The 23,371-nt window shown below is 65.0% G+C and carries 24 protein-coding genes; 13 read left to right on the top strand and 11 right to left on the bottom strand.

Going from position 1 to position 23,371, the window contains the following annotated elements:
* The 5 genes from ACS8YF_RS08580 to ilvN form a co-directional block, all read right to left on the bottom strand.
* Window positions 1-1,203, bottom strand: a 1,203-nt coding sequence (locus ACS8YF_RS08580; protein WP_440849803.1) for a hypothetical protein, incomplete at its 3' end; no start/stop codon positions are given.
* A gap of 429 nt (window positions 1,204-1,632) precedes the next feature.
* Window positions 1,633-2,412, bottom strand: a complete 780-nt coding sequence (locus tag ACS8YF_RS08575; protein ID WP_440849802.1) for a CDP-alcohol phosphatidyltransferase family protein — start codon at window positions 2,410-2,412, stop codon at window positions 1,633-1,635.
* A gap of 57 nt (window positions 2,413-2,469) precedes the next feature.
* Window positions 2,470-3,126, bottom strand: coding sequence for a hypothetical protein (locus tag ACS8YF_RS08570; RefSeq protein ID WP_440849801.1), 657 nt, complete (start codon window positions 3,124-3,126; stop codon window positions 2,470-2,472).
* A gap of 42 nt (window positions 3,127-3,168) precedes the next feature.
* Complete coding sequence (gene ilvC / locus ACS8YF_RS08565) at window positions 3,169-4,185, bottom strand: ketol-acid reductoisomerase (RefSeq protein WP_440849806.1); 1,017 nt, start codon at window positions 4,183-4,185, stop codon at window positions 3,169-3,171.
* Between the two features lie 96 nt (window positions 4,186-4,281).
* Window positions 4,282-4,803: an acetolactate synthase small subunit gene (gene ilvN / locus ACS8YF_RS08560; RefSeq protein WP_440849800.1), complete on the bottom strand. Its 522-nt coding sequence runs from the start codon at window positions 4,801-4,803 to the stop codon at window positions 4,282-4,284.
* A 145-nt stretch (window positions 4,804-4,948) separates the two neighbouring features.
* Here ilvN and ilvB point away from each other — a divergent pair, with 145 nt between their 5' ends.
* Complete coding sequence (gene ilvB / locus ACS8YF_RS08555; RefSeq protein WP_440849799.1) at window positions 4,949-6,793, top strand: biosynthetic-type acetolactate synthase large subunit; 1,845 nt, start codon at window positions 4,949-4,951, stop codon at window positions 6,791-6,793.
* Between the two features lie 316 nt (window positions 6,794-7,109).
* Here the strand turns inward: ilvB and ACS8YF_RS08550 are convergent, their stop codons facing one another.
* Entirely contained in the window at window positions 7,110-7,805 is a 696-nt protein-coding gene (locus ACS8YF_RS08550; protein WP_440849798.1) for a glutathione binding-like protein, read from the bottom strand.
* A gap of 130 nt (window positions 7,806-7,935) precedes the next feature.
* On the opposite strand from ACS8YF_RS08550, the gene ACS8YF_RS08545 reads away from it, so the two are divergent.
* Together ACS8YF_RS08545 and ACS8YF_RS08540 are read left to right on the top strand one after the other, a co-directional pair.
* On the top strand, window positions 7,936-8,574 hold the full coding sequence (locus ACS8YF_RS08545) for an SDR family oxidoreductase (protein ID WP_440849797.1): 639 nt from the start codon (window positions 7,936-7,938) through the stop codon (window positions 8,572-8,574).
* Window positions 8,567-9,250, top strand: a complete 684-nt coding sequence (locus ACS8YF_RS08540; protein ID WP_440849796.1) for a DNA-3-methyladenine glycosylase family protein — start codon at window positions 8,567-8,569, stop codon at window positions 9,248-9,250. Before ACS8YF_RS08545 ends, ACS8YF_RS08540 begins: the two co-directional genes overlap by 8 nt.
* Window positions 9,251-9,259: 9 nt before the next feature.
* Here the strand turns inward: ACS8YF_RS08540 and ACS8YF_RS08535 are convergent, their stop codons facing one another.
* Entirely contained in the window at window positions 9,260-9,577 is a 318-nt protein-coding gene (locus tag ACS8YF_RS08535) for a trehalose-6-phosphate synthase (RefSeq protein WP_440849795.1), read from the bottom strand.
* On the opposite strand from ACS8YF_RS08535, the gene ACS8YF_RS08530 reads away from it, so the two are divergent.
* Entirely contained in the window at window positions 9,578-9,742 is a 165-nt protein-coding gene (locus ACS8YF_RS08530) for a hypothetical protein (RefSeq protein WP_440849794.1), read from the top strand.
* A gap of 53 nt (window positions 9,743-9,795) precedes the next feature.
* Here ACS8YF_RS08530 and ACS8YF_RS08525 read toward each other — a convergent pair whose 3' ends face one another.
* The gene (locus ACS8YF_RS08525) at window positions 9,796-9,981 is read right to left on the bottom strand and encodes a hypothetical protein (RefSeq protein ID WP_440849793.1); all 186 of its coding nucleotides are present in this window, start codon (window positions 9,979-9,981) and stop codon (window positions 9,796-9,798) included.
* Between ACS8YF_RS08525 and otsB the strand changes: the two genes are divergently transcribed.
* Entirely contained in the window at window positions 9,980-10,744 is a 765-nt protein-coding gene (gene otsB, locus ACS8YF_RS08520; protein ID WP_440849792.1) for a trehalose-phosphatase, read from the top strand. The genes ACS8YF_RS08525 and otsB overlap by 2 nt on opposite strands.
* A 473-nt stretch (window positions 10,745-11,217) precedes the next feature.
* Here otsB and ACS8YF_RS08515 read toward each other — a convergent pair whose 3' ends face one another.
* Window positions 11,218-12,222 (bottom strand): NAD(P)H-quinone oxidoreductase, encoded by a 1,005-nt coding sequence (locus ACS8YF_RS08515; RefSeq protein ID WP_440849791.1) that lies wholly within the window; start codon window positions 12,220-12,222, stop codon window positions 11,218-11,220.
* Between the two features lie 393 nt (window positions 12,223-12,615).
* On the opposite strand from ACS8YF_RS08515, the gene ACS8YF_RS08510 reads away from it, so the two are divergent.
* On the top strand, window positions 12,616-13,077 hold the full coding sequence (locus ACS8YF_RS08510) for an RT0821/Lpp0805 family surface protein (RefSeq protein WP_440849790.1): 462 nt from the start codon (window positions 12,616-12,618) through the stop codon (window positions 13,075-13,077).
* A 75-nt stretch (window positions 13,078-13,152) separates the two neighbouring features.
* Window positions 13,153-13,581 (top strand): acyl-CoA thioesterase, encoded by a 429-nt coding sequence (locus ACS8YF_RS08505; protein ID WP_440849789.1) that lies wholly within the window; start codon window positions 13,153-13,155, stop codon window positions 13,579-13,581.
* A 332-nt stretch (window positions 13,582-13,913) separates the two neighbouring features.
* Here ACS8YF_RS08505 and ACS8YF_RS08500 read toward each other — a convergent pair whose 3' ends face one another.
* On the bottom strand, window positions 13,914-14,981 hold the full coding sequence (locus ACS8YF_RS08500) for an SDR family oxidoreductase (protein WP_440849788.1): 1,068 nt from the start codon (window positions 14,979-14,981) through the stop codon (window positions 13,914-13,916).
* A gap of 103 nt (window positions 14,982-15,084) precedes the next feature.
* On the opposite strand from ACS8YF_RS08500, the gene ACS8YF_RS08495 reads away from it, so the two are divergent.
* The 4 genes from ACS8YF_RS08495 to ACS8YF_RS08480 all read left to right on the top strand — a co-directional run bounded on the left by ACS8YF_RS08495 (window position 15,085) and on the right by ACS8YF_RS08480 (window position 18,854).
* Window positions 15,085-16,029: a LysR family transcriptional regulator gene (locus ACS8YF_RS08495; RefSeq protein WP_440849787.1), complete on the top strand. Its 945-nt coding sequence runs from the start codon at window positions 15,085-15,087 to the stop codon at window positions 16,027-16,029.
* Between the two features lie 68 nt (window positions 16,030-16,097).
* Window positions 16,098-16,877: a DUF1295 domain-containing protein gene (locus ACS8YF_RS08490; protein ID WP_440849786.1), complete on the top strand. Its 780-nt coding sequence runs from the start codon at window positions 16,098-16,100 to the stop codon at window positions 16,875-16,877.
* Between the two features lie 41 nt (window positions 16,878-16,918).
* The gene (locus ACS8YF_RS08485) at window positions 16,919-17,980 is read left to right on the top strand and encodes an SAM-dependent methyltransferase (protein ID WP_440849785.1); all 1,062 of its coding nucleotides are present in this window, start codon (window positions 16,919-16,921) and stop codon (window positions 17,978-17,980) included.
* Between the two features lie 37 nt (window positions 17,981-18,017).
* Entirely contained in the window at window positions 18,018-18,854 is an 837-nt protein-coding gene (locus ACS8YF_RS08480) for a hypothetical protein (protein WP_440849784.1), read from the top strand.
* A gap of 80 nt (window positions 18,855-18,934) precedes the next feature.
* Here ACS8YF_RS08480 and ACS8YF_RS08475 read toward each other — a convergent pair whose 3' ends face one another.
* Entirely contained in the window at window positions 18,935-20,179 is a 1,245-nt protein-coding gene (locus tag ACS8YF_RS08475) for a pyridoxal phosphate-dependent aminotransferase (RefSeq protein WP_440849783.1), read from the bottom strand.
* Between the two features lie 187 nt (window positions 20,180-20,366).
* Between ACS8YF_RS08475 and ACS8YF_RS08470 the strand changes: the two genes are divergently transcribed.
* Window positions 20,367-21,383, top strand: a complete 1,017-nt coding sequence (locus ACS8YF_RS08470; protein ID WP_440849782.1) for a D-2-hydroxyacid dehydrogenase — start codon at window positions 20,367-20,369, stop codon at window positions 21,381-21,383.
* 112 nt (window positions 21,384-21,495) lie between these two features.
* Window positions 21,496-22,950: an NAD-dependent succinate-semialdehyde dehydrogenase gene (locus tag ACS8YF_RS08465; protein WP_440849781.1), complete on the top strand. Its 1,455-nt coding sequence runs from the start codon at window positions 21,496-21,498 to the stop codon at window positions 22,948-22,950.
* Window positions 22,951-23,371 lie beyond the last annotated feature (421 nt).

Genomic DNA, 23,371 nt, shown 5'->3' with positions numbered 1-23,371 from the left:
CTGGCGCGGGGCCCGGGTCGCGCCGGCCAACGCCAACGCGACAAGTGCGGCCGACGCCATCAGGATGGCCACGCCCCGACTCGCCCAGACCAGCGCCGCCTGGGTCGACGGCTCGCCGCGGCCGAGTATCAGCAACGCGCCAGCCGCGGCGACACCGGCCAGCACATACACTCCGGCCGCCGGCAACGCGCCGCCGCGCGCTCCGGTCGACATCAGCGGGGTCGTCCACCAGAGCAGCACCAGTGGTGCGAGCGCGGTCACCGCCAGTGGCGGCGTGCGCGGCGCGCAAGACAGCACGACGGCGCCAATCGCCAGAATCGCCAGCAGCTGCCCCGCCATGCCCGCCGGCCGGCGCAGGGTTTCGGCTACGGCCATCAGGCTCGGCACGATGACGCCCGCGGCAATGATCGCGACGGGCACGGGCAGCGCGCTGCGCTCGATCGCGAAGTCGAGCTTGCGATACAGCCCCAGCCAGTGCGCGCCCGTGGGCAGACCGAGCACGCCCACGAACGTCAGCCCGGCGATGATCAAGCCCGCCAGCACGGTCAACCGCCGACTCGCGAACAGCCGCCACTCGCCGTGCGTGAGCCCGGCGTTCAGCCACACACCGAGCCCGACCGCGATCGCGTACACGCCAGAGCCGTCGTAGATGAGCACGACCAGGGCAAGCAGCAAGCCGAGCAACGCGCCCGCCCGAGGACGCTCCGCCGGCCGACGCGCCACCGCGTACAGGACGGCGGTCGCCGCGGCGTCGACGAGCAGACCCGGCGGCCCCGCCACGGCGGCCCAGAGCGCGGGCGAGGCAACAAACAACAGTGCCGCGAGCACCCCCGCCGATCGCGTTTCCGCCACCCGCACGACAACGGCCGCAACCAGCGCCGCCGCGAGCACATCGGCCAGGCGCAGCGCAAACAGCGCGCCCACCGCCGGGGCCGATTTCAGCACCACCGCGGCCGCAAGCAGGCAAACCAGCGGCCGATCCGGCGTGGCTGCCGCGCGCGCGATGAGATGGCGAAACGGTTCGCCCCAGCCCATGCCGGGCGTCGCCGTATCTTTCAGCCAGCTGAGGCTCGGGGCTTCCGCCGCCCCGACAGGCAACACCAGCGCCACCAACATCGCCGCGGCCAGAGCAACGATGGCGCCGCCCCAGACCCATGCCTGCCGCGCCGACCGCCGCGCGGGCTGTTCAGCCACCGGATTCATGCGACACGCCGGTCCGTGGCGGGGGGCACGCCATCGATATATCGACAGATCAGGCTCATGGGCACCCCCGCATCGGGTCGATCGCTATCAGCGTTGGATCGCGCATGCCGCGCGAAGTTGCACTCCAGGCCTAATGTCCTGCCCTGGGTATTTTGTCGCATTCAGCGAGGCGGCGCGCGTTCGTGGCAAGGCGCGACGCGCCGGCCAGGGCATCATCCCCCTGGCCAAGCGGCGCAACGCCGTCCACGGGCGCGCGCCGCCTCGCCCCGCACCCGATATCCCGAAGGGAACGCCTGTGCGCGCCCATCACCGCGTTGCGCCCCTTTGCCATAGCATAGGCACGGCATGCTATGGCGCAGTCGCGCGCCTTGTGCTGGGCGCGCACAGGCGTTCTGAATACGGCAAATACCCAGGGCAGGACACTGAACTCTAGGAGGATCCGCTGCGACCGGAACGCAGTCGATGGCGACGCCGCAGGGCCATGATCGGTCCGGACAAGGCGTACGCCAGAAAGCCCAGGAACAGCACGCGCGGCGGATCGAGCATGATCAGTACAAACGCAACCACCACGAACAGAATGTAGCGAAACGGCACGCGGTCGCCGATATTGAAATCCTTGAAGCTGTTGTAGCGCACGTTCGAGACCATCAGCCCCCCGGCGCCCACGGTGAACAGGAACACCGGAATCACCAGATCGCCGCCGGGGATGCCGAAGTCGGCCCCGACCCAGACGAACCCCACCAACAACCCCGCCGCCGCCGGGCTCGGCAGGCCGAGAAAGACTTTCTTCTCCAGCGCGCTGCCGCGGGTGATATTGAACCGCGCCAGGCGCAAGGCCGCCGCGGCGGTATAGAAAAACGCGGCCAGCCAGCCCAGCTTGCCGGCGACATTGCTGTAGGCGGCCAGCGTGTGGAGGCTGTACATGTAGGCCAGCAGGCCGGAGGCGAGCCCGAACGACACCAGATCGGCGAGGCTGTCGTACTGAATGCCGAAATCGGACTCGGCGTTGGTCAGCCGGGCCACGCGTCCATCCAGCATATCGGTGAGCATGGCCACGAATATGGCAATGCCCGCCACCGCGAACCGATCCTGCGTGGCCGCGATGATGGAATAGAATCCGGCAAACAGCGTGCCGGTCGTGAACAGGTTCGGCAACAGATAGATGCCGCGCTTGCGGCGGCTGCCAGGTTCGCTGGGGGATTCAGACATAGGCGCTAGTCTAGCGTATCGGCCGCCGGTCTCGCTCGGCCGAAATGGGCAAACCGATCAGGCGGCGCCGTCCAGCCGGGCCCGACAGCTGCCGTTCTTCTTGTGCACGAGCTTCGCCAATACGCAGGCCCCGGCACGCACATGATCGCCGAGCTCAACTTCCATGCGGCAATTCACGGGCAGGAACAATTCCACTCGCTGTGCCAGCCGACGCTTGCCGCAGCAGCGCCCCTGGCCCACCCGCTCGCCATAGCTGTTCCGGCACGGGCGTTCGCCCAGCAGGCTGCCGCGCCGGATCGCCATGACCAGTTCATCGCCCTCGTCGGTGCGGATCATCGAGGCCACGCCGCCGAGCCGCTCGACAGTTTCCCCGGCCAGCTCCAGCACCGTGCCCTCCACTGGCGAGCGCAGCAGATAGGCGCCGAACGGATTCACCCGAATGGCCACCTTGACCGCCTCGCGATCAAGATAGGGGTCGTAGCATTCACGCCGGTGAATGACGGTGCCATCCACCGGCGCAACCACCGACAGCGGTTCCGCCGGCGCATGCCGCGGCGAATCCCGGAAAAACAGCACGCAAATCGCCATGAGTACCAGCACCGGCAGTGCCACCCACACGCCGATGGCCGCATTGACGATCAGAAACACGATCGCCAGCACGAACAGCGCAGCCCAGCCTTCCGGGACTATCTGAAACAGCGTTTTGCGCTGCATACCGATCGCTCGCTTGAACTCGCGTTCGGGGCGGACACGTAATCAGTTACGTGTCTTGTCGACGATCTTGTCCTTGGCGATCCAAGGCATCATGCCGCGCAGCTTCTCGCCCACCTGCTCCAGTTCCGAGGCGGCGGCGTTGCGCCGGCCGGCCTTGAGCATGGGGCTGCCGGCCTGGTGCTCGGCCATGAACTCGCGCGCGAAGCTGCCGTTCTGGATCTCGGTGAGCATCTTGCGCATCTCGGCTCGGGTTTCGTCGGTGATCAGACGCGGGCCGCGCGAGATATCGCCGTATTCGGCGGTGTTGGAGATCGAGTAGCGCATGTTCGCGATGCCCCCCTCGTAGATCAGGTCCACGATCAGCTTGACCTCGTGCAGGCACTCGAAATACGCCATCTCCGGCTCGTAGCCGGCCTCGGTCAGCGTTTCGAAACCGGCCTGGATCAACGATACCAGACCACCGCAGAGCACGGACTGCTCGCCGAACAGGTCGGTTTCGGTCTCGGCCTGGAAGGTGGTCTCGATCACGCCGGCACGGCCGCCGCCGTTGGCCACGGAATAGGCCAGTGCCACGTCCTTGGCCTGGCCGGAGGCATCCTGGTAGACCGCGATCAGGCTCGGCACACCCCCGCCGTTCTCATAGGTCGTCCGTACCAGATGGCCCGGGCCTTTCGGCGCGATCATGATCACGTCGAGATCGGCACGCGGTTCGATCAGCTGGTAATGAATATTGAAGCCGTGCGCGAAACCGAGGGTCGCACCCTGCTTGATGTTCGGCTCGATGAGGTCGTTGTACAGAGACAGCTGGTGTTCATCCGGTGTGAGGATCATCACCACATCGGCCGAGGCGGTGGCCTCTTCGATGCTGGCCACGGCCAGGCCGGCGTCGGTGGCCTTCTTGGCCGAGGACGAACCCTCGCGCAGGCCGACCACGACGTCCACGCCCGAATCCTTGAGATTGTTGGCGTGGGCATGGCCCTGCGAACCATAACCGATGATCGCAACCTTCTTGCCCTGAATCAGGGACAGGTCGCCATCCTTGTCGTAATACACGGTCATGCTCACGGTTTTTCTCCTGCTGATGGTGTCGGCTCGGCTGGCGGGAGGTGCCAGCCGTTTCATTACAAATTCGCGGTATCGTTGCCGCCCGGCGTATCAGGACGCCGCGGCTTGCTCGTCTTCGGCGTGATAGCTCAGCCCGCCGCTGCCCGGCGTCATGGTCACGGCCCCACTGCGCGCCAGCTCGACCAGCATGCCGGCGTCCTCCAGTACCGCCACGAACCGATTGAGTTCGTCGCCACTGCCCAGAAAGCGCAACAACGTCAGGCCTTCCTCCTCGCTGATCACGCGCACATCGAACCCGGCGGCCATGGTCTCGACCGGCGTCGCGGCTGCGCCGCGCTGGATCTTGATCAATGCCAACTCGTATTCCAGATGCTCATCGCCGGTCATGTCCAGCACGTCGATCACATCGACCAGCTTGAGCAGCTGGCGGTTGATCTGCTCGACGACGTTTTCCGTGCCCCAGGTCACCAGCGTCAGGCGCGACATGGTCGGGTCCTCGGTGGGACCGACGTTGAGTGTTTCGATATTGAAGCCGCGCTGCGAGAACAGCCCGGCCACGCGTACGAGAGCCCCAGCCTCGTTGGCCATGAGGACGGATATCACATGTCGCATCGTGATCACCTCGCACGCACTGATTGGCAAAGCGCGCAAAATACGCCGATCCCCGGGGTGAAGCAAATCGATTGGCGCAACCGCAGGGGGAAAGCCGTACTTTCGGTTACAATCAGGGTTTTTCCACGTCGTTCGGAAAACTGCCATGACTGAACTGCACACCGCCCCCGCAACCCGCACGCCCCATCCGTTGACCGGCCGCGTCATGACCGGCGCCGAGGTGCTCGTGCAGGTGCTGGCCGACGAGGGCGTGGATACGGTATTCGGCTATTCCGGCGGCGCCATTCTGCCGACCTACGATGCCATCTTCCGCTTTAACGAAGAGCATCACGATCTGATGCCCTTGATTGTACCCGCCAACGAACAGGGCGCGGGCTTCATGGCCGCCGGTTACGCGCGCGCCTCGGGCAAGGTCGGCGTGGCGCTGGTGACTTCCGGCCCGGGCGCGACCAACGCGGTCACGCCGGTGCGCGACTCGATGGCCGATTCCGTGCCCATGGTGCTGATCTGCGGCCAGGTCGCACGCGCGGCCATCGGCACCGATGCGTTCCAGGAAGCGCCGGTCACCAACATCATGAGCTCGGCTGCCAAGCATGTGTTCATGGTCACCGACCCGGACAAGCTGGAAGCCACCGTGCGCACGGCGTTCGAGATCGCGCGCTCCGGCCGCCCGGGCCCGGTCGTGATCGATGTGCCCAAGGACGTACAGAACGCCGATTGCCGCTTCGCCGGATCCGGCGTGCTGCCGGTGCCGGGCTATCGCCAGCGCATGCGCGATCTGCGTTCGAACAAGCTCTCCGACGAAAAATGCGCCGAGTTCTTCCGCCTGCTGGGTGAATCCAAGCGCCCGCTGATCTATGCCGGCGGCGGCGTGATCAACTCCGACTCCGCCAACGAGTTGCGCGCCCTGGCCCAGGCCTATGGCATCCCCGTGGTCACCACGCTGATGGGTATCGGCGCCTTCGATACCACCGATGTCCTGTCGCTGCACATGCTGGGCATGCATGGCACGGCCTTCGCCAACTATGCAGTCGAGGACTGCGATTTCCTGATCGCGGTGGGCGCGCGCTTCGACGATCGCGTGGCCGGGCGCCCGGATGATTTCGCGCCCGAAGCCAAGGCGATCGCGCACTTCGATGCCGATGCCTCGGAAATCAACAAGGTCAAGCAGGTCGACTGGCATCACGTCGGCCTGTTCGCACCGAGCCTGGCCCGGGTACTGACCTATGGCCGCGAGCACGGCTTTGCCAACGATCTGGCCGACTGGCATCAGCATATCGCCGCGCTCAAGCACGACTATGCGATGAACTACGATCGCGACAGCACGCTGATCCAACCCTATGCCGTGATCGAAGAGATCAACCGGCACACCGATGGTCGGGCCGTGATCGCGACGGGCGTCGGCCAGCACCAGATGTGGGCCGCGCAGTATTTCGATTTCCGCGAGCCGCGCCTGTGGCTGACCTCCGGCTCGATGGGCACCATGGGCTTCGGCCTGCCGGCGGCCATCGGCGCGGCCTGTGCACGCCGCGACAAGCTGGTGATCGATATCGACGGCGACAGCTCGATCCGCATGAACATCGGCGAGCTGGAGACCGCGACCACTTACAACCTGCCGATCAAGGTCGTGGTGCTCAATAATGTCGGCGACGGCATGGTGAAACAGTGGCAGAAGCTGTTCTTCAAGGGCCGCCTGTCCGCCTCGGATAAATCCTTGCACAAGAAGAACTTCATCAAGGCGGCCGAGGCCGACGGCTTCGAGTTCGCCCGCCGCGTAACCGACCCGGCCGAGCTGCCGGCTACCGTCGCCGCCTTCCTCGACTTCAAGGGCCCGGCGTTCCTGGAAGTCATGGTCGATCCGGATGCCGGCGTCTACCCGATGGTCGGCCCGGGCAAGACCTACAAGCAGATGATCACCGGCGACTTCATCAACAATCGCTACAGCGACGATGCCGGCGATACCGACGTCGGGCCATCCGAGATGTTCTGATCGGTTCGCCGCGCTGACGTGAAAAGACCGGCCCTGAAAGGCCGGTCTTTTTTGGGCGTGCGCGTTCACGGCAGAAGATCGGGCCAAAAAGCATTGTCCGCAGATCGACGCAGATTCACGCAGATTCACGCAGATCAGGGACGACGGATTCGAGCGGCGGGGCCGTCGTCGTCATGTCGCCGGGCTTTCGATTCTCAGCCGGCCGACAGGACGGCGTTTGATCTTACCCCCCAATCCGCCCGCTCGCTCAAAACCCATTTGATTTCATTTGCGTCAATCCGCGTTCATTTGCGGACTGATTCCGTGGATATGCCGATCAACGTTTTTCGTACTGCTTGTTGCCGAACATGTTTTCCATGGCCTCGCTGTCCTGGCTGAGATCCGTGTGGTGATCGGCCAGCACCTGCAGACCTTTCTTCACGTTCTCGCGGTCGCCGATCATCTCGAACCAGCGCCGGACGTTCGGATAGTCGTCGATGTTCACGCCCTGGGTTTCGGCGGGTCGCAGCCACGGCCAGGTGGCGATATCGGCAATCGAGTAGTCGTTGCCGGCCAGGAACCTGGTGTCGCGCAGCCGCCGGTCCATCACGCCGTACAGCCGATTGGCCTCGTTCTCGTAACGCTTGACCGCGTATTCGATCTTCTCGGGCGCGTATCTGTTGAAGTGATGCGCCTGGCCCAGCATCGGCCCGATGCTGCCCATCTGGAACATCAGCCACTGGATCGCGTCATAGCGCTTGACCGGATCCTTCGGCAGCAGACGGTCAGCCTTGTCGGCGAGATACATCAGGATGGCACCGGATTCGAACAGCGCATACGGCTTGCCGTTCGGGCCATCCTGATCGACGATCGCCGGGATCTTGTTGTTCGGGCTGATCTTGAGAAACGCGTCGGCGAACTGGTCGCCCTTGCCGATATTGATCGGATGCGCGGTGTACGCCGCACCGATCTCCTCGAGCATGATGTGAACCTTGTGCCCATTGGGCGTGGTCCAGGTATACAGATCGATCATGGATGTCTTCCTCGGAGGACCGTAGCGATCCCCCTTGTAAAAAAGCGTCACACGCCAAAGGTTGTGAACATCGACACGGATTCAAGCCGCCGCACGATCGTCGGCTTGTCGACTCATTGAAGGAGCAATCATGCATGTATTGGTCGTAGGCGCCCACGGCAAGATCGGCCGTCGCTTCATCCATGCCGTCGACGGCAGCGGACACACCGCCCGCGCCATGATCCGAGACAGCGGCCAGATGGACGAAATGAAGGCCATCGGCACCACCGATGTCGTGGTGGCCGATCTCGAGGGCGATTGCAGCGCGGCGCTGGCCGGCTGCGATGCTGTGGTTTTCACTGCGGGTTCCGGCGGCCACACCCCGCCGGAGAAGACCGAGGACGTCGATCGTAACGGCGCCATCTCCATCATCGACCAGGCCGTATCGGCCGGCGTACGCCGATTCGTGATGGTGTCGTCGATGAACGCCGACACCCCGGAGAAAGGCGCGGAGAAGATGCAGCACTACTTCCGGGCCAAGGGCGCGGCCGACAATCACCTGCGCTCGACCGACCTGGAATACACCATCGTGCGCCCGGGCAAGCTCACCGAGGACGACGGTACCGGCCACGTGGATATTGCCAAGGATCTCGGCCGCTACGGCGAGATCCCGCGCGACGATGTGGCGCGCGTGTTGCTGATGACGCTGGATTCGCCCAACACCATCGGCCAGCACTTCGAAGTGCTGTCGGGCGATACGCCCATCGACAAGGCCCTGCTCGGTGTCTAGCGCCACCCATCCCACGGCGCCGCGCGACACGCGGCTGGCCTTCGACGCGGACGCCGCCGTGGCGCATCTGGCGGCGGCGGATCCGGTGCTCGGCGCGCTCATGCAGCGCGCCGGGCCGTATCGGCCGAGCACGAACGCCGCGCCGGACGTGTTTCATTCGCTGGTGCGCGCCATCGTGTACCAGCAGCTTTCCGGCAAGGCCGCCGGCACCATCCACGCCCGCCTGCTCGCAGCGTTGAACCACGGCGACGCGCCGGGCGCGGCCGCGATCCAGGCGACCGACGACGCCACGCTGCGCAGCGCCGGCCTGTCGGCCAACAAGCTTGCCGGCCTGCGCGCCCTGGCCGCGGCCCAGCTTGCCGGCGAACTGCCGGACGAGGCGCGCATCGACGAATACGACGATGCCGAACTGATCCAGCGCTATGCCGCGATCCGCGGCATCGGCCGCTGGACGGTCGAAATGCTGTTGATGTTTCATCTGGGCCGGCCCGACGTGATGCCGATCCACGACCTTGGCGTGCGCAAGGGCTACGCCCTGACCTATGGGCTCGACGATCTGCCCAAACCGAAGGCGCTGGAAGCCGCCGGCGAAATCTGGCGGCCCTATCGCTCGGTGGCCTGCTGGTATATGTGGCGCGCACTGGAGGCCGAGGGCGCCACGCCGCAGCCTCAGTAGGATCGCGTTCTACGCGGCCGCACCGGCGGCGCGCAGGAATGCCTCGACCCAATCGAAGGCATTGTGGCCCCGGATGATCTCGCGCATGGCCTGCATGCGCCGACGCCGTTCGGCGACCCGCATGCGGCAGGCCGCGTGGATACACTCGGCGGTCGAAACCACGTCATGCGGGTTGACCAGCAACGCATGCTCGCCGAGCTCGGCCGCCGCGCCGGCGAACTCGCTGAGGATCAGCACGCCGTTGCCGTCGCGCTTGGCCGCGCAGAATTCCTTGGCCACCAGATTCATGCCGTCCTTGAGTGGGATGACCAGCGCGATATCGGCCACTTGACTGATCGGCACCGTGCCGATACGCAGCTATCGTTGATGGCGCGCCAGGCCCGGGGCGCCGATCCGGATATCGATACCGCGCTCTCCAGCCTCGGTCTCGACATGCTCGAATGGCTACCCAGATATCGACCCGGCACGAAAATAGATGATTTTTCGGGTTGATACCGCGAGCATGCGATCGCATGCTCGCCGCGGCCACTGGCCGCGAAGCCGGATTAATAGCGCAGCGCCGGCGCATCACGGGGGTCCAGCGCCGATACCCGGCCGTCGGCGGCCGGATGGGCCCGCCAGCCGTTGTCTCCGGCTCCTGCCAACGACACGGGCAGCCGATTCGATACCATAATCAGACGATCACCACCGACTTGGCTGACTGCGTTGGACTCGCTATCTTGGCTCGCCATGACAAACCTGCCCGCCCCGGACGAAAGCTGGGCCCTGTTCCTGGATGTTGACGGCACCCTGATTGATACAGCGGGCCACCCGGACTCCGTTCAACCCTCGCACCGCCTCGGGGAAATCCTCGGCCGCACCGCCGACGCGCTGGACGGCGCCCTGGCATTGATTTCCGGCCGGCCGATCGCCGAGATCGACCGGCTCACCGAACGCGTCGCGCCGGCGGCTTCGGGCCTGCACGGGCTCGAACTGCGGACGCCTGCCGCCGGCTATGAAGGCCCGCAGGTCGACGTCGAAGATCTGCGCGCCGCGCGCGACCGGCTACAGCGGCTCGCCGCCGGGCACCCTGCGCTGTATTTCGAGGACAAGCAGGCCACGCTCGCCCTGCACTATCACAAGGCCGACGACACGACCCGCGGCGAGGCCGAACGCGCCGTGCGCGAAATCGTGGCCGAGGCCGACGGCGCATTGTCCCTGCTGGCGGGCAAGGCCGTGTATGAGATCAAGCCGGCACGCGGCGATAAGGGCCGCGCCCTGCAACGCTTGATGAGCGACCCGCCCTTCGCCGGGCGCTGCCCGGTGTATGTCGGCGACGATGTCACCGACGAAGCGGCGTTCGTGGCCGTGAATTCGCTCGGGGGCGTATCGGTACGGGTGGGCGGACCCGGCTCGAGCGCGGCACGGTATCGGCTGGACAGCGTAGACGAGGTACTGGAATGGCTCGAGCAGATCGCCACCACGCTGAAGACCCCGAGCCCGCGGCCGACCTGAATCTGGGCCTGACCGACAACGGCCGGATCGCGGCTCCGGTGGGTGCGCGGGCTCGCATCGTCTGGGGCTGTTTCCCCGATTTCCAGGGCGGCCCATTGTTCAGCCGGTTGCTCGACGACCGGGAACGCGGCTACTCGGCGATCGACATCGACGATTGCGTTGCGATAGAACGCGAATATCTGCGCAATACCGCCATCCTGCGGACCACTGGCGGCGCGGTCCAAATCGGCCATCGGGCGTACGGACGAGGCCCGGCGCCTGTTCGACAACATGCTCGAACATCGCAGCGATCCCGGCATGCTGTCCGAGGGTATGGATCCCCAGACCGGCGAACTGTGGGGCAACTATCCATAGACCTACAGCGTGGCCGGCATCACCAACGCCGCGCTGCATTTGTCGCGGCGCTGGGAGGAAGTGTTCTGAGTGGCCGCAGCCGGACGCCCCACGACGCCCGGCCCCGCGGCTCGGCGACGTCAGCGATTGCGCACCAGCAACAACTTGCCCAGGTGGCTGCCCGACTCCATCGCCGCATGGGCTTCGTTCGCCTGTGCGAAATCGAAGGTCTGGTCGATCATCGGCCGCAACCGACCGAGCTCGAACAGCGGCCGCAGCCGGTCGTCGAACATACGCGCCATCGCGATGCGGCGCTCCAGCGGCAGGCTGCGCATGGTCATCGCCACCAGCGACAGTCGACGCATAAGTAGCGTGGCCATGTTCAACTCGGTCTTGGCGCCGCCCATGATGCCGATCTGAACCTGGCGCCCTTCGTCACGCAGCGCGGCCAGATTATCCTCGAGCACCGCCGCGCCCACGAAGTCGAGTACCACATGCGCCCCGCCGGTCTGGTTGTGCACCCGTTCGGCCACGCCATCGACACCGTCGACGGCGCCCAGGTCGAAAGCCGTGCCCAGCCCGAGCGACTTGAACCGCGTGGCCAACTCATCGAGCCGTTCCTGAGCACGACTGGTCGCGATCGAACGACTGCCCAGGGCCGCGATCAACTGCAACGCGGCCACGCCGACGCCGGAGGTGGCCCCACGCACCAGCGCCCACTGGCCGGGCGCCAGCCCACCCTCGAGAAACAAGCCGCGGTAGGCCGTGAGAAACGCCTCGGGAACCGCGGCCGCCGAGGCATGATCGTAGTGCGCGGGCGGCATCATGGTTTCACGCTCGTGCACCACGACCTGTTCGGCGTAAGCGCCACCGCCAATCAGCCCCATGACCGGATCACCCACCTTGCGCGTGGTCACGCGCTTGCCCACGGCGGCCACCTCGCCCGCGTACTCCAGCCCCGGACGAAGCGGATCGAACCCCGCGGGCGGCGGATAAGCCCCCCGACGCTGCATGATGTCGGCACGATTGATGCCGATGGCCCGGATATCGACCAGCACCTCGTCTGGCCCGGGCTTGGGTGACTTTATATCCGCCAGGACCAGCTTCCGCGAGTCGTCCTTGTCGTCGATCAACCATGCGCGCATAGCGTTATTGCCTCGATGGATCAGTGAACATGCCCGCTCCGCGACAACCTGCCTGCGATGCCGCCGCGCCGGAGGAGCACAATACACATCCCGTGCCGCGCGGTGAACGGCTTGTTGACACACCCTCGGCAGCTCGCGGATAGATCGGGCCGGTTGCCGCAGGCACACGGCCGCGACGAAGCACCGTTCCAAGGGCGCCCCTCCGGAGCGCAAGCGATGATTCCACAAGGGCAAAGTTGTTGCCGTTGCCCGACCCACGGCGCGCCGCATGAAACGGCAACCGACCATAACGCGGGCTGAATGCTCACCGCGGATATCGCCCTTCTACCACCCGACGATTACGTTAAACTGCCCATCGACATTCTTTGCAGAAAGCCCGCCAGGGAGGATCGCATGTACAAGACCATCACCCTGTTCAGCGCACTTGTTCTGGCCGTCTCCATGATCGGCGGCTGCGCCAACTGGAAAAACTCCGACACCGGCACGCTGCTCGGCGGCGCGGCGGGCGGCGCCCTGGGCTCGCAGATCGGCAGTGGCACCGGGACCACCATCGCCACAGTGGTTGGCACGCTCGCCGGCGCGGCGCTCGGCAACAAGGTCGGCCAGCACTTCGACCAGAAGGATCGCCGGCAATTCGGCACTGCCCTCGAATCGAATCAGACCGGCAAGACCACGAGCTGGCACGATCCGAACAGCAACCAAAGCTACTCGGTGACGCCCACCCGCACCTATAAGCAGGGCAACCAGCCCTGCCGCGACTTCACCATGGACGCGAATATCAATGGCCAGCCGAAGAAGGTTACCGGCACCGCCTGCCGCCAACCGAATGGCACATGGAAGGTCGTGAACTCGTAACGGCGGCGATCACCATCGTATGATTCGAAAGCCGGGCCGGGTGCCCGGCTTTTTCATGTCCGAGGAGAATGCTGCATGCCCGAACGCCCTGCGCGCGATGCCTATGCGTGGTTCTGCGACATACCCACGCGCTGGATGGACAACGACATCTACGGCCACGTCAACAACGTCACCTATTACTCGTATTTCGATACCGCCGCCAATCGTTATCTGATCGAAGCCGGCGGCCTGGATATCCACGCCGATCCCGTAGTCGGCTTCGTGGTGTCGTCGAACTGTCGCTACCACGCGCCGATCGCCTTCCCCGAGGCGCTCGAGGTCGGGTTGCGTGTCGACCGGCTCGGCAACCGCTCAGTGACCTACGGACTCGCGATTTTCGCCGCCGGCGCCGAGACCGCCAGCGCCGACGGCGAATTCGTGCATGTATTCGTCGACCGGGCCAGTGGCCGCTCGACCGCCATGCCCGACAAGCTCGCTCGTGCGCTCGGCGAGCTCTGTCGGTAATACGGCTGCGGGGCCACGCTGTTCATTCGAACCACGGGGCAACACAGACGCTGGTTTCGCACTGATGTGCGAAACCGAGCCCGACCCTCGGCGCTTAAATCGACACATCTATTCCGAACCACACGCCAGGAATCAGTCGCCGAAACGAACCACCAGTCCAGTGACACCCTGAGAAGGCAGTCCGAAATGGCCCACCACAGAAATCCGGCCTGCCCAACCCCTTCCATGTCGTCACAGCATGAACAACCTCAGTCGGCCGCGAAGCGCGCGATACAAAAAGCCGGACAGGTTCACCCGGCCCGGCTCGTCATTCACAAGCGTCGCAAACGGCTTCAGCCAATCGGCGGAATGATCCGCTCGGCCGCCAGCCGATCAAACAGATCCAGGAACGACGCCCGCGTCTCGCGGTGCGCGTAAAAACCAAAGTCCCGGCACTTGTTCACGTCGTTGACGCATTCCTGCGTCCGGCCGAGATCGCCATCGGTATGCCACCAGGAGGCCAGCCGGGTCACGTCCGGCTCGATCAGGTCGTAGCGCTCGGCGATTTCGCGCCAGGTGCTCTCGATGCCGGCCATCTGCTGTTCGAGCGGCTGCGGCGTTTGCGGGCAGTCCGCCACTTCGAGGCCGAAGTGTTCGCCGATCTCGGTCCACATCCGGCGCCAGCGAAAGGTATCGCCATTGACGGTATTGAACGCCTGATTGGCCGCCCCCGGCGCGAGTGCGGCCCATTCCATCTGGCGGGCCAGCAACAGCGCATCGGTCATGTCGGTGAGATAGTGCCACTGTTCGGTCGAGCCCGGGAAGGTAAAGGTGCGACCGGTCTCGCGGCAGATCGAGGCATAAACGGCCAGCGTCGTGCCCATGTTCATGATGTTGCCGGGCGCATAGCCGACCACCGTATGCGGCCGGTGCACGTTCCAGGCGATGCCGTAGCGTTCGGCCACGTCACGCATGATGTCTTCGAGGGTGTAGTAGAAGTTCGGGCCCGGTACACGCTCGGCCGACTCGCGGAACGGCGTCTCGACCTGCCCGCTGCCATAGGCTTCGAAGGAACCGAGATACTGCTTGGTACCCGTGACCAGCGAGACATGCGTCAGGCGCTCGGGATCGAGCGCGGCGAACAGGTTGTTCATCATTGCGCCGTTGGCCTTGACGTTCTCGTCCTCCGAGTCGCGCTGGGTCCATGTGCAATAGAACACGTGCGTGATGGGCAGCCCCTTCAATGCTTCGGCACTGGCGGCTTCATCCAGCAGATCGGCCGATACGGGTACCACGCCCGGCGTCTTGGACGGACGGCGCGACAGACCGTAGACGGTCCAGCCGCTGGCCACCAGATACTGGGCGAGATTGCCGCCGGTGATGCCGGTGGCGCCGACGACGAGTGCGTTTCCCTTGCGCATAAACGTTGTTCCCGGCGGGCACGCCGCCGTGCTGGAAATGACACCGGCTATTGTGATCGACTGAGTGCTTGCAACAAGCGCGAACATCGCAAATATTTATTGCATGAAACGCAACCTCGACCTGAATGCGCTACGTACGTTCCGGTTGGTGGTCGACAGCGGCGGTTTTACCGCGGCCGCCCGTCGCAGTCACCGTGCCGTGTCGTCGGTTTCACGCCAGATCGCGGCGCTCGAGTACGGCCTCGGCCAGCCGCTGTTCCATCGTCACACGCGAGCGGTCGAACTCACCGAGGCCGGCGCCCGCTATATCGAGACGATCCGCCCGATGCTGGATCAGCTCGATGCGGCGACCGAAACCGTGTTCGAGCATGGCGACGAACCCGCCGGCGTGCTGGCGATCAACGCCCCGGTGGCGTTCGGCGAGCGCCAGGTGGTGCCGCTGGTGCACGGATTCACCCAGCGCCATGCCACGATCAAGGCCGAGCTGCGGCTGACCGATACGTTCGTCGACCCAATCAAGGCCGCCAGCGATATCACCTTCCGCGTCGGCCCTCTGTCCAACGCCGGCCTGGTTGCCCGGCCGCTCGCGCCGATGCAGTACCTGGTGGCCGCCGCCCCGCGCTATCTCGAGCGCCGCGGCGCGCCCCGGCGACCGGCCGAACTGCTCGATCACGACTGCCTGTTGTATCAGGGCGAATACGGCCGCCAGCGCTGGTACTGGCGCGAGACTGGCACGGCGCGCTTCAATCGCCTGGATGTCGACGGCCCGCTCTACAGCGACGATGCCACCAGCCTGCGCGCCGCCGCCAGCCTCGGCCTGGGGCTGGTCCTGTTTCCCAGCTGGCTGATCGAGACCGAATTACGCAGCGGTGCCCTGGTGCCCGTCCTGCCCGGCTGGCAATGGGAAGTGGCCGCCGAAACCCGCTCGATTCACATGCTGTACGCGCAGCCTCGGTTCTGTCCGCCCAAGGTCCGGGCCTTCGTCGACTACGTGCTGGAGACCATCGGCGACCCGCCGCGCTGGGACCGCTGGGCGGCGCCGGATTGAATCCTCCGGCCGCCGCCGGCCGTATAGCCACCTGTTAAGCTTGTTCACTCACCGATACAAGGACGCCCATGTCCGCCCTCGCCGTCTTCGGTACCGGTCTGCTGACCGCCGTCGCACTGCTCTTCATCGTCTGGCTCATTCAGTTGTTCACCCGCAACGCCGGCCTGGTGGACGTAGTCTGGTCGGCCGCCCTCGGCCTGATCGCGCTGGAATACGCACTGGCCGGCGACGCGCCGGTCGTCGCCCGCCTGCTCATGGCCGTACTCGCCATCACCTGGTCGTTCCGGCTGGCCGGTTATCTCGCGGCTCGCATGAAAGGGCAGCCGGAGGATTCGCGCTATGCCGCGGCACGCGAATCCTGGGGCACCCGGGCCAACCTCTACATGCTCGGGTTTTTCCTGCTGCAGGCCGTGATCGCGGCCGTGTTGTCGATTCCCCTGCTTGTCATCGCCTACATGGACGCCGGCCCGTCGCTTGTCACCGGCGCGCTGGCCGTCATTGTGTGGTTCGTGTCGGTGGTCGGCGAAGGCACGGCCGACGCCCAGCTCAAGGCCTTCAAGAGCAAGCCCGAAAACCGGGGCAAGGTCTGTCGCGAAGGCCTGTGGTACTACTCGCGTCACCCGAATTATTTCTTCGAATCCCTGCACTGGGTGAGCTATGTGGTACTGGCGATCGGCGCCGGCTGGTGGTGGGCGACGTGGATCGGGCCGGTGCTGATGGCGGTCCTGCTGCTCAAGATCTCGGGCATCCCGACGGTCGAGGGCCGGGATGCATCGCAAAAGCGTGAAGGCCACGATGAGTACCTGCGCACCACGAACGCGTTCATCCCCTGGCCGCCCAGGAAATAGAATCCACCCGCCAACACGCCAAGCGACAAGGAGCCGAGCGATTGGATAGTCTGCCCATTGAGGCCTGCGAACGCGGGCTCGTCCCGGATTTCATCGCCCGCGCCGGCATGCGCCGCCTGATCGGCCAGCGTCTGGCGACACCGGAAGCGAAGAACGCCGACAAGCGCCACGCGGCCATGCGCGCGTTTCTCGAACGCGCGAACTCGGGGCCGATCGCCCAGCACACCGCCGACGCGAATGCCCAGCACTACGAGTTGCCGCCCGCATTTTTCGAACAGGTGCTGGGCACGCACCTGAAATACAGCGGCTGCCTGTTCGAGCCCGGTATCGACGATCTCGATACGGCCGAACACGCCATGCTGGCGCTGACCGCCGACCGGGCGCGGGTGCGCGATGGTCATCGCATCCTCGACCTCGGCTGTGGCTGGGGCTCGTTCTCGCTCTGGGCAGCGCGGCGTTTTCCCCATGCCAGCGTTCGCGCGGTGTCCAACTCGAACACCCAGCGCGAATGGATCGTGGCGCGCGCGGCCGAGCGCGGGCTCGACAATCTGTCGGTCGAAACCTGCGACATCAATCACTTCGACCCGGGCGAACAGGTGTTCGACCGGATCGTGTCGATCGAAATGTTCGAGCACATGCGCAACTACCGCGAACTGTTCGCCCGCTGCGCGCGCTGGCTGGACGACCACGGCCGCCTGTTTGTGCATGTCTTCGCGCACAAGCATCTGGCCTATCGTTTCACCGACGACTCGGCCAGCGACTGGATGGCGCGTTACTTCTTCACCGGCGGCGTCATGCCGAGCGAGCACCTGTTCGCCCACTTCCAGCAGGATCTGCTGTTGCGCGACAGCTGGTGGTTGTCCGGCGCGCATTATCGCGATACCGCCAATGCCTGGCTGGCCCGCATGGATGCCAACCGCGATTCGATCATGGCCGTGATGCGCGAAACCTATGGCGAAGCCGATGCCGAACGCTGGTTCAACCGCTGGCGCATGTTCTTCATGGCCGTGGCGGAATTGTTCGGTTATCGCGGTGGCAATGAATGGGGTGTCGGCCATTATCTGTTTACCCCGCGTCGGGCCGTGGCGGACGTGCGTAGGTAAGCGATGTGCGGATAACAAATTAAGGAAGGAGCGCCCCATGCGCCGATCGCTGTGTCTGACTTCGAGCGCCGTGCTGGCCATTACCCTGGCCTGGGCCGCGGCAGCAGCGCCGGCACTGGCGCAACCCCACGCCGACCGCGTCAACGTCAAGGACAACGGCCTGACCTGCTTCAACGGCTACGCCTACACCCGCAAGGGCGGCGACTACCGTTACACCGAGCACCATGAAGTCAGACGCAGCCACGGCCGGATCACGACCTGGAACGTGACCTATATCGGCACGCACGGTCAGGTCATCGCCAGGAAACACATGAATTTCTCGGCCAACCCGACCGTGCCCACCTATCGCATGGTGATGCCAAAATCCGGCTACGCGGAAGGCATCCGGCACCACAATGGCCGCTGGACGATGTTCAAGCGCGAATCGGCCAATGCGAAGACCCAAACAAAGTCGTTTACCATCGACCCACCTATGGCCGCCGATTCCGGATTCAATCCGCTGGTGCAGCAGCACTTCGACGACCTGAACAGCGGCCAGACATTCACCTTCAAGTTCGTGGTCGCCGGGCGCCAGTCGGTGCTCGACCTCAAGGCCTACAAGACCGGCAACACCACCTTCGAGGGTCGGCCGGCGGTGAACTTCAAGGTCGAGCTGAACATGTTTCTGATCGGCAATTTCGTGCCCTCGCTCAAGCTGACCTACGATCCCAGGACCGAGCGCCTGCTGGAATACCGCGGCATCGGCAATATGCACAACGACCAGGGCAAGGTTTATCCGGTGCGCGTGCGCTACGACAGGCAGATGCCGGCGGTGGCGAAGGCGCACGGCGCGCCGGCCGCGCGTTGCGGGTCGACGGCCGCCAGCGCCTCCTGAGTCGTCAGCCGGGCGCCCAAGAAAAAAAGCCGCCCGGAGAAACCGGACGGCCTTTTCGTAACACGCGATGGCGGGCCGCGTCAGCCGTAGCGCGCGAACTCCGGCTGGCGCTCCAGCCAGGGCCGCATGCGCGCGAACGCTTCCTCGATCTTGTCCATGGAAGTGGAGTAGGAAATGCGCAGCAGATTGGACGAGCCTTCGCCGAAGGCATCGCCCGGAATCACGCAGACGCCGGTTTCCTCCAGCATGCGCATGGCGAGCTTGCCCGCATCCACACCGGCCGGCAGCGACGGCGCGATATAGAACGCGCCCTGTGGCCAGTAGCCGGTCAGGCCGGGCATGTCGCTCACCAGATCGACCACACGGTCGCGACGACGCGCATATTCGGTGACCATTTCCGTAATGCAGGACTGGTCCCCGTAGAGCGCGGCCACACCCGCCCACTGTGCCGGCGTACTCGCCACCGTGGTGGTGAACATGTGATAACGGCGCAGCGTGCGGATGGTGTTCTGGTCGGCCACGATCCAGCCCACGCGTAGCCCGGGCATGGCGTAGGTCTTGGAGAAACTCGAGACCACGGCCACGCCGTCGAGGTCGATCGCGCAGGACAGCACGCTCGGGAAGTCGATATCGTCGAGAATGAGGTTGTCGTACACCTCGTCCGAGAGGATCTCCACGCCGCGGTAGGCCGCTTCCTGGCACAACCACTCGATGGTCTCGCGCGGATAGACCGTGCCGGTCGGGTTCGACGGCGAATTGAGGATGATGGCGTGCGTGTTCGGCCCGATCATGTCGATGATCCGCTGGGGATCGATCTGATGGCCTTCGCTGGCCTTGGTCGGCACCGTGCGCACCTGGCCGCCGTTCATGCGGATCAGCGGTGCGTACAGCAAAAACGTCGGGTCGGCGATGATGAACTCGCGCCCGGGCGCCGCCATGGCGGTGATCATCAGATAGATGCCTTCCGTCGCCCCCGTGGTGACCAGGAAGTTGTCCTCGTCCAGCGTGCTGCGGTACTTCGCGTTGTAGTACTCCTTCAACGCCGTGAGCAGCTCTGGCAAGCCCGCATCCATGGTGTAGCCGGTCTGGCCGTTCTGCAGCGCATGGATATGCGCATCGATGATGTGCTGCGGGGTCGGAAAGTCCGGCTGGCCGATCGACAGATGCACCACGTCGTCCAGCTCCGCCGCCCGGTTGACCATGCGCCGGATGCCCGAAATCGGGATCGCGTGCATGGCCGGATTCCAGACCATCCGATCGCGGACATAACGCTTGCCGGGTTCCGGCGGCAGAACCTGCTCGCTGGATTCCAGATTCACAGCCATGACAACCTCTTGGTGGCGACTACCAGGGACATTCCCGGGGGATATCGATTCGAGCGTAGGCACCCCCACAGCCCCGGTCAAGCGGTGTTTTCACCACGAGTGACAAACCGTGTTGACGCGTGCTCCGGGCGCTGGGTACCGTGGCTTGACTATTCACCGAATCCGCGGCGCTCGCGGCGATCACAACATGGCAGACAACCGGGCCGATTCGAGCCGCGGCGCGCATGATTCCGCCGCCCTGCGCATCACGGTATTGAGCGATGCGCCCGATGGCCCGCCCGGTGTCGAGCGTCTGCGCGAGCACGCGGACGTGGCCCTCGCGCACGACGAGGCCAGTCTGCGTGCCGCCCTGCCCGGCAGCCGTATCCTGGTGGTCACCGATTTCCGCACCGACGCGCTCGAAGCCGCCTGGGATACCGCCGACCGCCTGGAATGGATCCACGCCACCAGCGCCGGCGTCGACCAGCTCATGTTCGATGCGCTGGTGGCGTCCGAGATCCCGGTCACCAACGCCCAGGGCATCTTCGACCGCAACATCGCCGAATATGTGCTCGCGCAGATTCTGATGTTCGCCAAGGACAGTGCGAACAACCTGCGCTACCAGCAGCAGCACCGCTGGGTGCATCGCGATACCGAAACCATCGAGACCAAACGCGTGCTGGTGGTCGGCGCCGGCTCCATCGGCCACAGTATCGGTCGCCTGTGCCGGGCCGCCGGCATGCAGGTGTCGGGGGTGGCACGGCGCGCGAAGGACGGTAACGAGGTGTTCGACCGGATCCACGCCCAGGACGATCTCGACGCCCTGCTGCCCAATGCCGATTATGTCGTGGTCGCCGCGCCGCTGACCGAATCCACCGAAGGCCTGTTCGATGCGCCGCGCTTCGCCGCCATGGCGCATCATGCGCGCTTCATCAACATCGGCCGGGGCCCGATCGTGGTCACCGAAGACCTGGTCGCCGCACTCGTGGCTGGCGAAATCGCCGGCGCCGCGCTCGATGTATTCGAGACCGAACCGCTGCCCGCCGACCATCCGCTTTGGGATATGGACAACGTCCTCATTTCCGCGCACATGGCGGGTGATTTCATCGGCTGGCGTGAAGCGCTGATGGATCAGTTCCTGGACAATCTCGAACGCTGGCGTGCGGGCGAGTCGCTGTTCAATCAGGTGAGTAAGCGCCATGGTTATGCCCCGGGCCGCGGCTGATGCGCGCCGACGACTGAAAACGATTGAAAACGGGCCGTGCGTCCCCGATCTTCGAGGCACGAAAGAATGCGGCGGGCTGATCGCCGACCCCTGACCAAGCAAAGGACTGCAAATGATCGAATCGTATCTGCTCAAACATGTCGCGGGTTACATCGACGGCCAGTGGGTCGAGGCCGACTCGAAAAAAACCGCCGAAGTGCTCAACCCGGCCAACGGCAAACGGCTGGCCGACGTGCCGTACATGGTGGCCGATGAAACCCAGCGCGCGATCGCCGCGGCCAAGGCCGCCCTGCCCAACGTGCCCGACGTGGCCACGCGCCGCGAATGGCTCGAGGACATGCGCGACGCGCTGATCGCCGAAAAAGAAGAGATCGGCCGCATCCTGTGCCTGGAGCACGGCAAGCCGTGGAAGGAAGCCCAGGGCGAAGTCGAATACGCCGCCAGCTTCTTCGACTACCACGCCGGCATGATGGAACAGGCCCTGGCGCCGGAAGTCCTGCCCGAAAAAGCCAAGAACTGCACCTGGACGGTCCACAAGCGCGCCATCGGCGTGGCCGGCCTGATCACGCCCTGGAACTTCCCCATCGGCATGATCGCCAAGAAGATCGCCCCGGCGATTGCTGCCGGCTGCCCGACGGTGACCAAGCCGGCCACCGAAACGCCGCTGACCATGATCGCCATGTTCCAGCTCATGCACGAACGGCTCGACCTGCCCCGCGGCATGGTCAACCTCGTGATGGGCAGCTCCAAGGACATCGGCGGCGAACTGATGAGCTCGCCTGACGTACCCATGATCTCGTTCACCGGCTCCACCGGCGTCGGCCAGCTGCTGATCGAACAGTCCAAGGACTGGGTCAAGAAACTCGGCCTCGAGCTGGGCGGCAACGCGCCGTTCATCGTGCTCGACGACGCCGACCTGGACTCGGCGGCCGATCACCTCATCGCCAACAAGTTCCGCGGCGGCGGCCAGACCTGTGTCTGCGCCAACCGCATCTACGTGCAATCGTCGGTCTACGACGCGTTCTCGAAAAAAGTCATCGACCGCGTCAAGGCGCTCAAGGTCGGCGACGGCATGGACGAAGACGTCGACGTCGGACCGCTGATCAATACCGCCGGCTTCGACAAGGTCAAGGACCACGTGCAGGATGCGCTGGCCAAGGGCGCCCAGCTGGAAGTGGGCAAGAACCCGGACGAACTGGACTCCGGCAAGAGCCTGTTCTACGCACCGACGGTGATCACCCAGGTCACGCACGACATGAAGTGCTGCACCGACGAAACCTTCGGCCCGCTGGTGCCGCTGATCAAGTTCGACACCGATGACGAAGCGCTCAAGCTCGCCAACCAGACCGAGTTCGGCCTGGCCTCCTACGTCTTCGGCAAGGACGCGAGGCGCGCCCACAAGATCATCGCCCACCTGCACTTCGGCCACTGCGGGCACAACACCGGCACCGGCCCGGCAGCGCACGCGCCGTTCGGCGGCATGCTGCAGTCGGGCATCGGCCGTGAAGGCGGTCATGATGGTCTGATGGAGTACGTGGAGTTGCAGACGGTGCCGAGCGCCGACTGATCGGCTTCGACGCTTCACGAGTACTGAGAGGCGGCCTTCGGGCCGCTTTTTTTGTGTTTGTTGTTCGGGGTTTTCTGGTCGGGTTTACTAAGACCGGTCGGAAAACGGCGTCGTGATTTCAGGCGATTACACCTCTACGGCGTACTGAATCAGCTATTCCGAATGCATCTGGCTTGGGGTTTCGCACTGATGTGCGACTCCCTTTCGTTTGCTTGTCCAAACGAAAGGAAGCAAAGGAAACGACACCCGCATCGGCGCCGGCTACGCCGGTACACTCCGATGCTCGCGACGACGGGATGCGGCAAAAACTCGGACGGCTTTGGCCGTCCTCAAACATCTTGCCGCACCGGCGCCGTGCGCCGGACACCCGTCGCCGCTGCGCGTCTCCGTCGCCTCAGACGGGCCCGAATACAGACCCCAC

Source organism: Salinisphaera sp. SWV1, assembly GCF_052044155.1.
Taxonomy (GTDB): Bacteria; Pseudomonadota; Gammaproteobacteria; order Nevskiales; family Salinisphaeraceae; genus Salinisphaera.
This window is presented reverse-complemented; position numbering and strand designations above follow the sequence as displayed.

What these genes read in the sequence shown, in the direction of transcription:
- ACS8YF_RS08515 (WP_440849791.1), bottom strand. Translation starts at nt 12,222, where the DNA reads ATGCGCGCATGGTTGATCGACGACAAGGACGACTCGCGGAAGCTGGTC.
- ACS8YF_RS08570 (WP_440849801.1), bottom strand. Translation starts at nt 3,126, where the DNA reads ATGCAGCGCAAAACGCTGTTTCAGATAGTCCCGGAAGGCTGGGCTGCG.
- ACS8YF_RS08465 (WP_440849781.1), top strand. Translation starts at nt 21,496, where the DNA reads ATGATCGAATCGTATCTGCTCAAACATGTCGCGGGTTACATCGACGGC.
- ACS8YF_RS08505 (WP_440849789.1), top strand. Translation starts at nt 13,153, where the DNA reads ATGCCCGAACGCCCTGCGCGCGATGCCTATGCGTGGTTCTGCGACATA.
- ACS8YF_RS08490 (WP_440849786.1), top strand. Translation starts at nt 16,098, where the DNA reads ATGTCCGCCCTCGCCGTCTTCGGTACCGGTCTGCTGACCGCCGTCGCA.
- ilvC (WP_440849806.1), bottom strand. Translation starts at nt 4,185, where the DNA reads ATGACCGTGTATTACGACAAGGATGGCGACCTGTCCCTGATTCAGGGC.
- ACS8YF_RS08550 (WP_440849798.1), bottom strand. Translation starts at nt 7,805, where the DNA reads ATGATCGATCTGTATACCTGGACCACGCCCAATGGGCACAAGGTTCAC.
- ACS8YF_RS08475 (WP_440849783.1), bottom strand. Translation starts at nt 20,179, where the DNA reads ATGGCTGTGAATCTGGAATCCAGCGAGCAGGTTCTGCCGCCGGAACCC.
- otsB (WP_440849792.1), top strand. Translation starts at nt 9,980, where the DNA reads ATGACAAACCTGCCCGCCCCGGACGAAAGCTGGGCCCTGTTCCTGGAT.
- ilvB (WP_440849799.1), top strand. Translation starts at nt 4,949, where the DNA reads ATGACTGAACTGCACACCGCCCCCGCAACCCGCACGCCCCATCCGTTG.
- ACS8YF_RS08525 (WP_440849793.1), bottom strand. Translation starts at nt 9,981, where the DNA reads ATGGCGAGCCAAGATAGCGAGTCCAACGCAGTCAGCCAAGTCGGTGGT.
- ilvN (WP_440849800.1), bottom strand. Translation starts at nt 4,803, where the DNA reads ATGCGACATGTGATATCCGTCCTCATGGCCAACGAGGCTGGGGCTCTC.
- ACS8YF_RS08545 (WP_440849797.1), top strand. Translation starts at nt 7,936, where the DNA reads ATGCATGTATTGGTCGTAGGCGCCCACGGCAAGATCGGCCGTCGCTTC.
- ACS8YF_RS08495 (WP_440849787.1), top strand. Translation starts at nt 15,085, where the DNA reads ATGAAACGCAACCTCGACCTGAATGCGCTACGTACGTTCCGGTTGGTG.
- ACS8YF_RS08510 (WP_440849790.1), top strand. Translation starts at nt 12,616, where the DNA reads ATGTACAAGACCATCACCCTGTTCAGCGCACTTGTTCTGGCCGTCTCC.
- ACS8YF_RS08575 (WP_440849802.1), bottom strand. Translation starts at nt 2,412, where the DNA reads ATGTCTGAATCCCCCAGCGAACCTGGCAGCCGCCGCAAGCGCGGCATC.
- ACS8YF_RS08470 (WP_440849782.1), top strand. Translation starts at nt 20,367, where the DNA reads ATGGCAGACAACCGGGCCGATTCGAGCCGCGGCGCGCATGATTCCGCC.
- ACS8YF_RS08480 (WP_440849784.1), top strand. Translation starts at nt 18,018, where the DNA reads ATGCGCCGATCGCTGTGTCTGACTTCGAGCGCCGTGCTGGCCATTACC.
- ACS8YF_RS08500 (WP_440849788.1), bottom strand. Translation starts at nt 14,981, where the DNA reads ATGCGCAAGGGAAACGCACTCGTCGTCGGCGCCACCGGCATCACCGGC.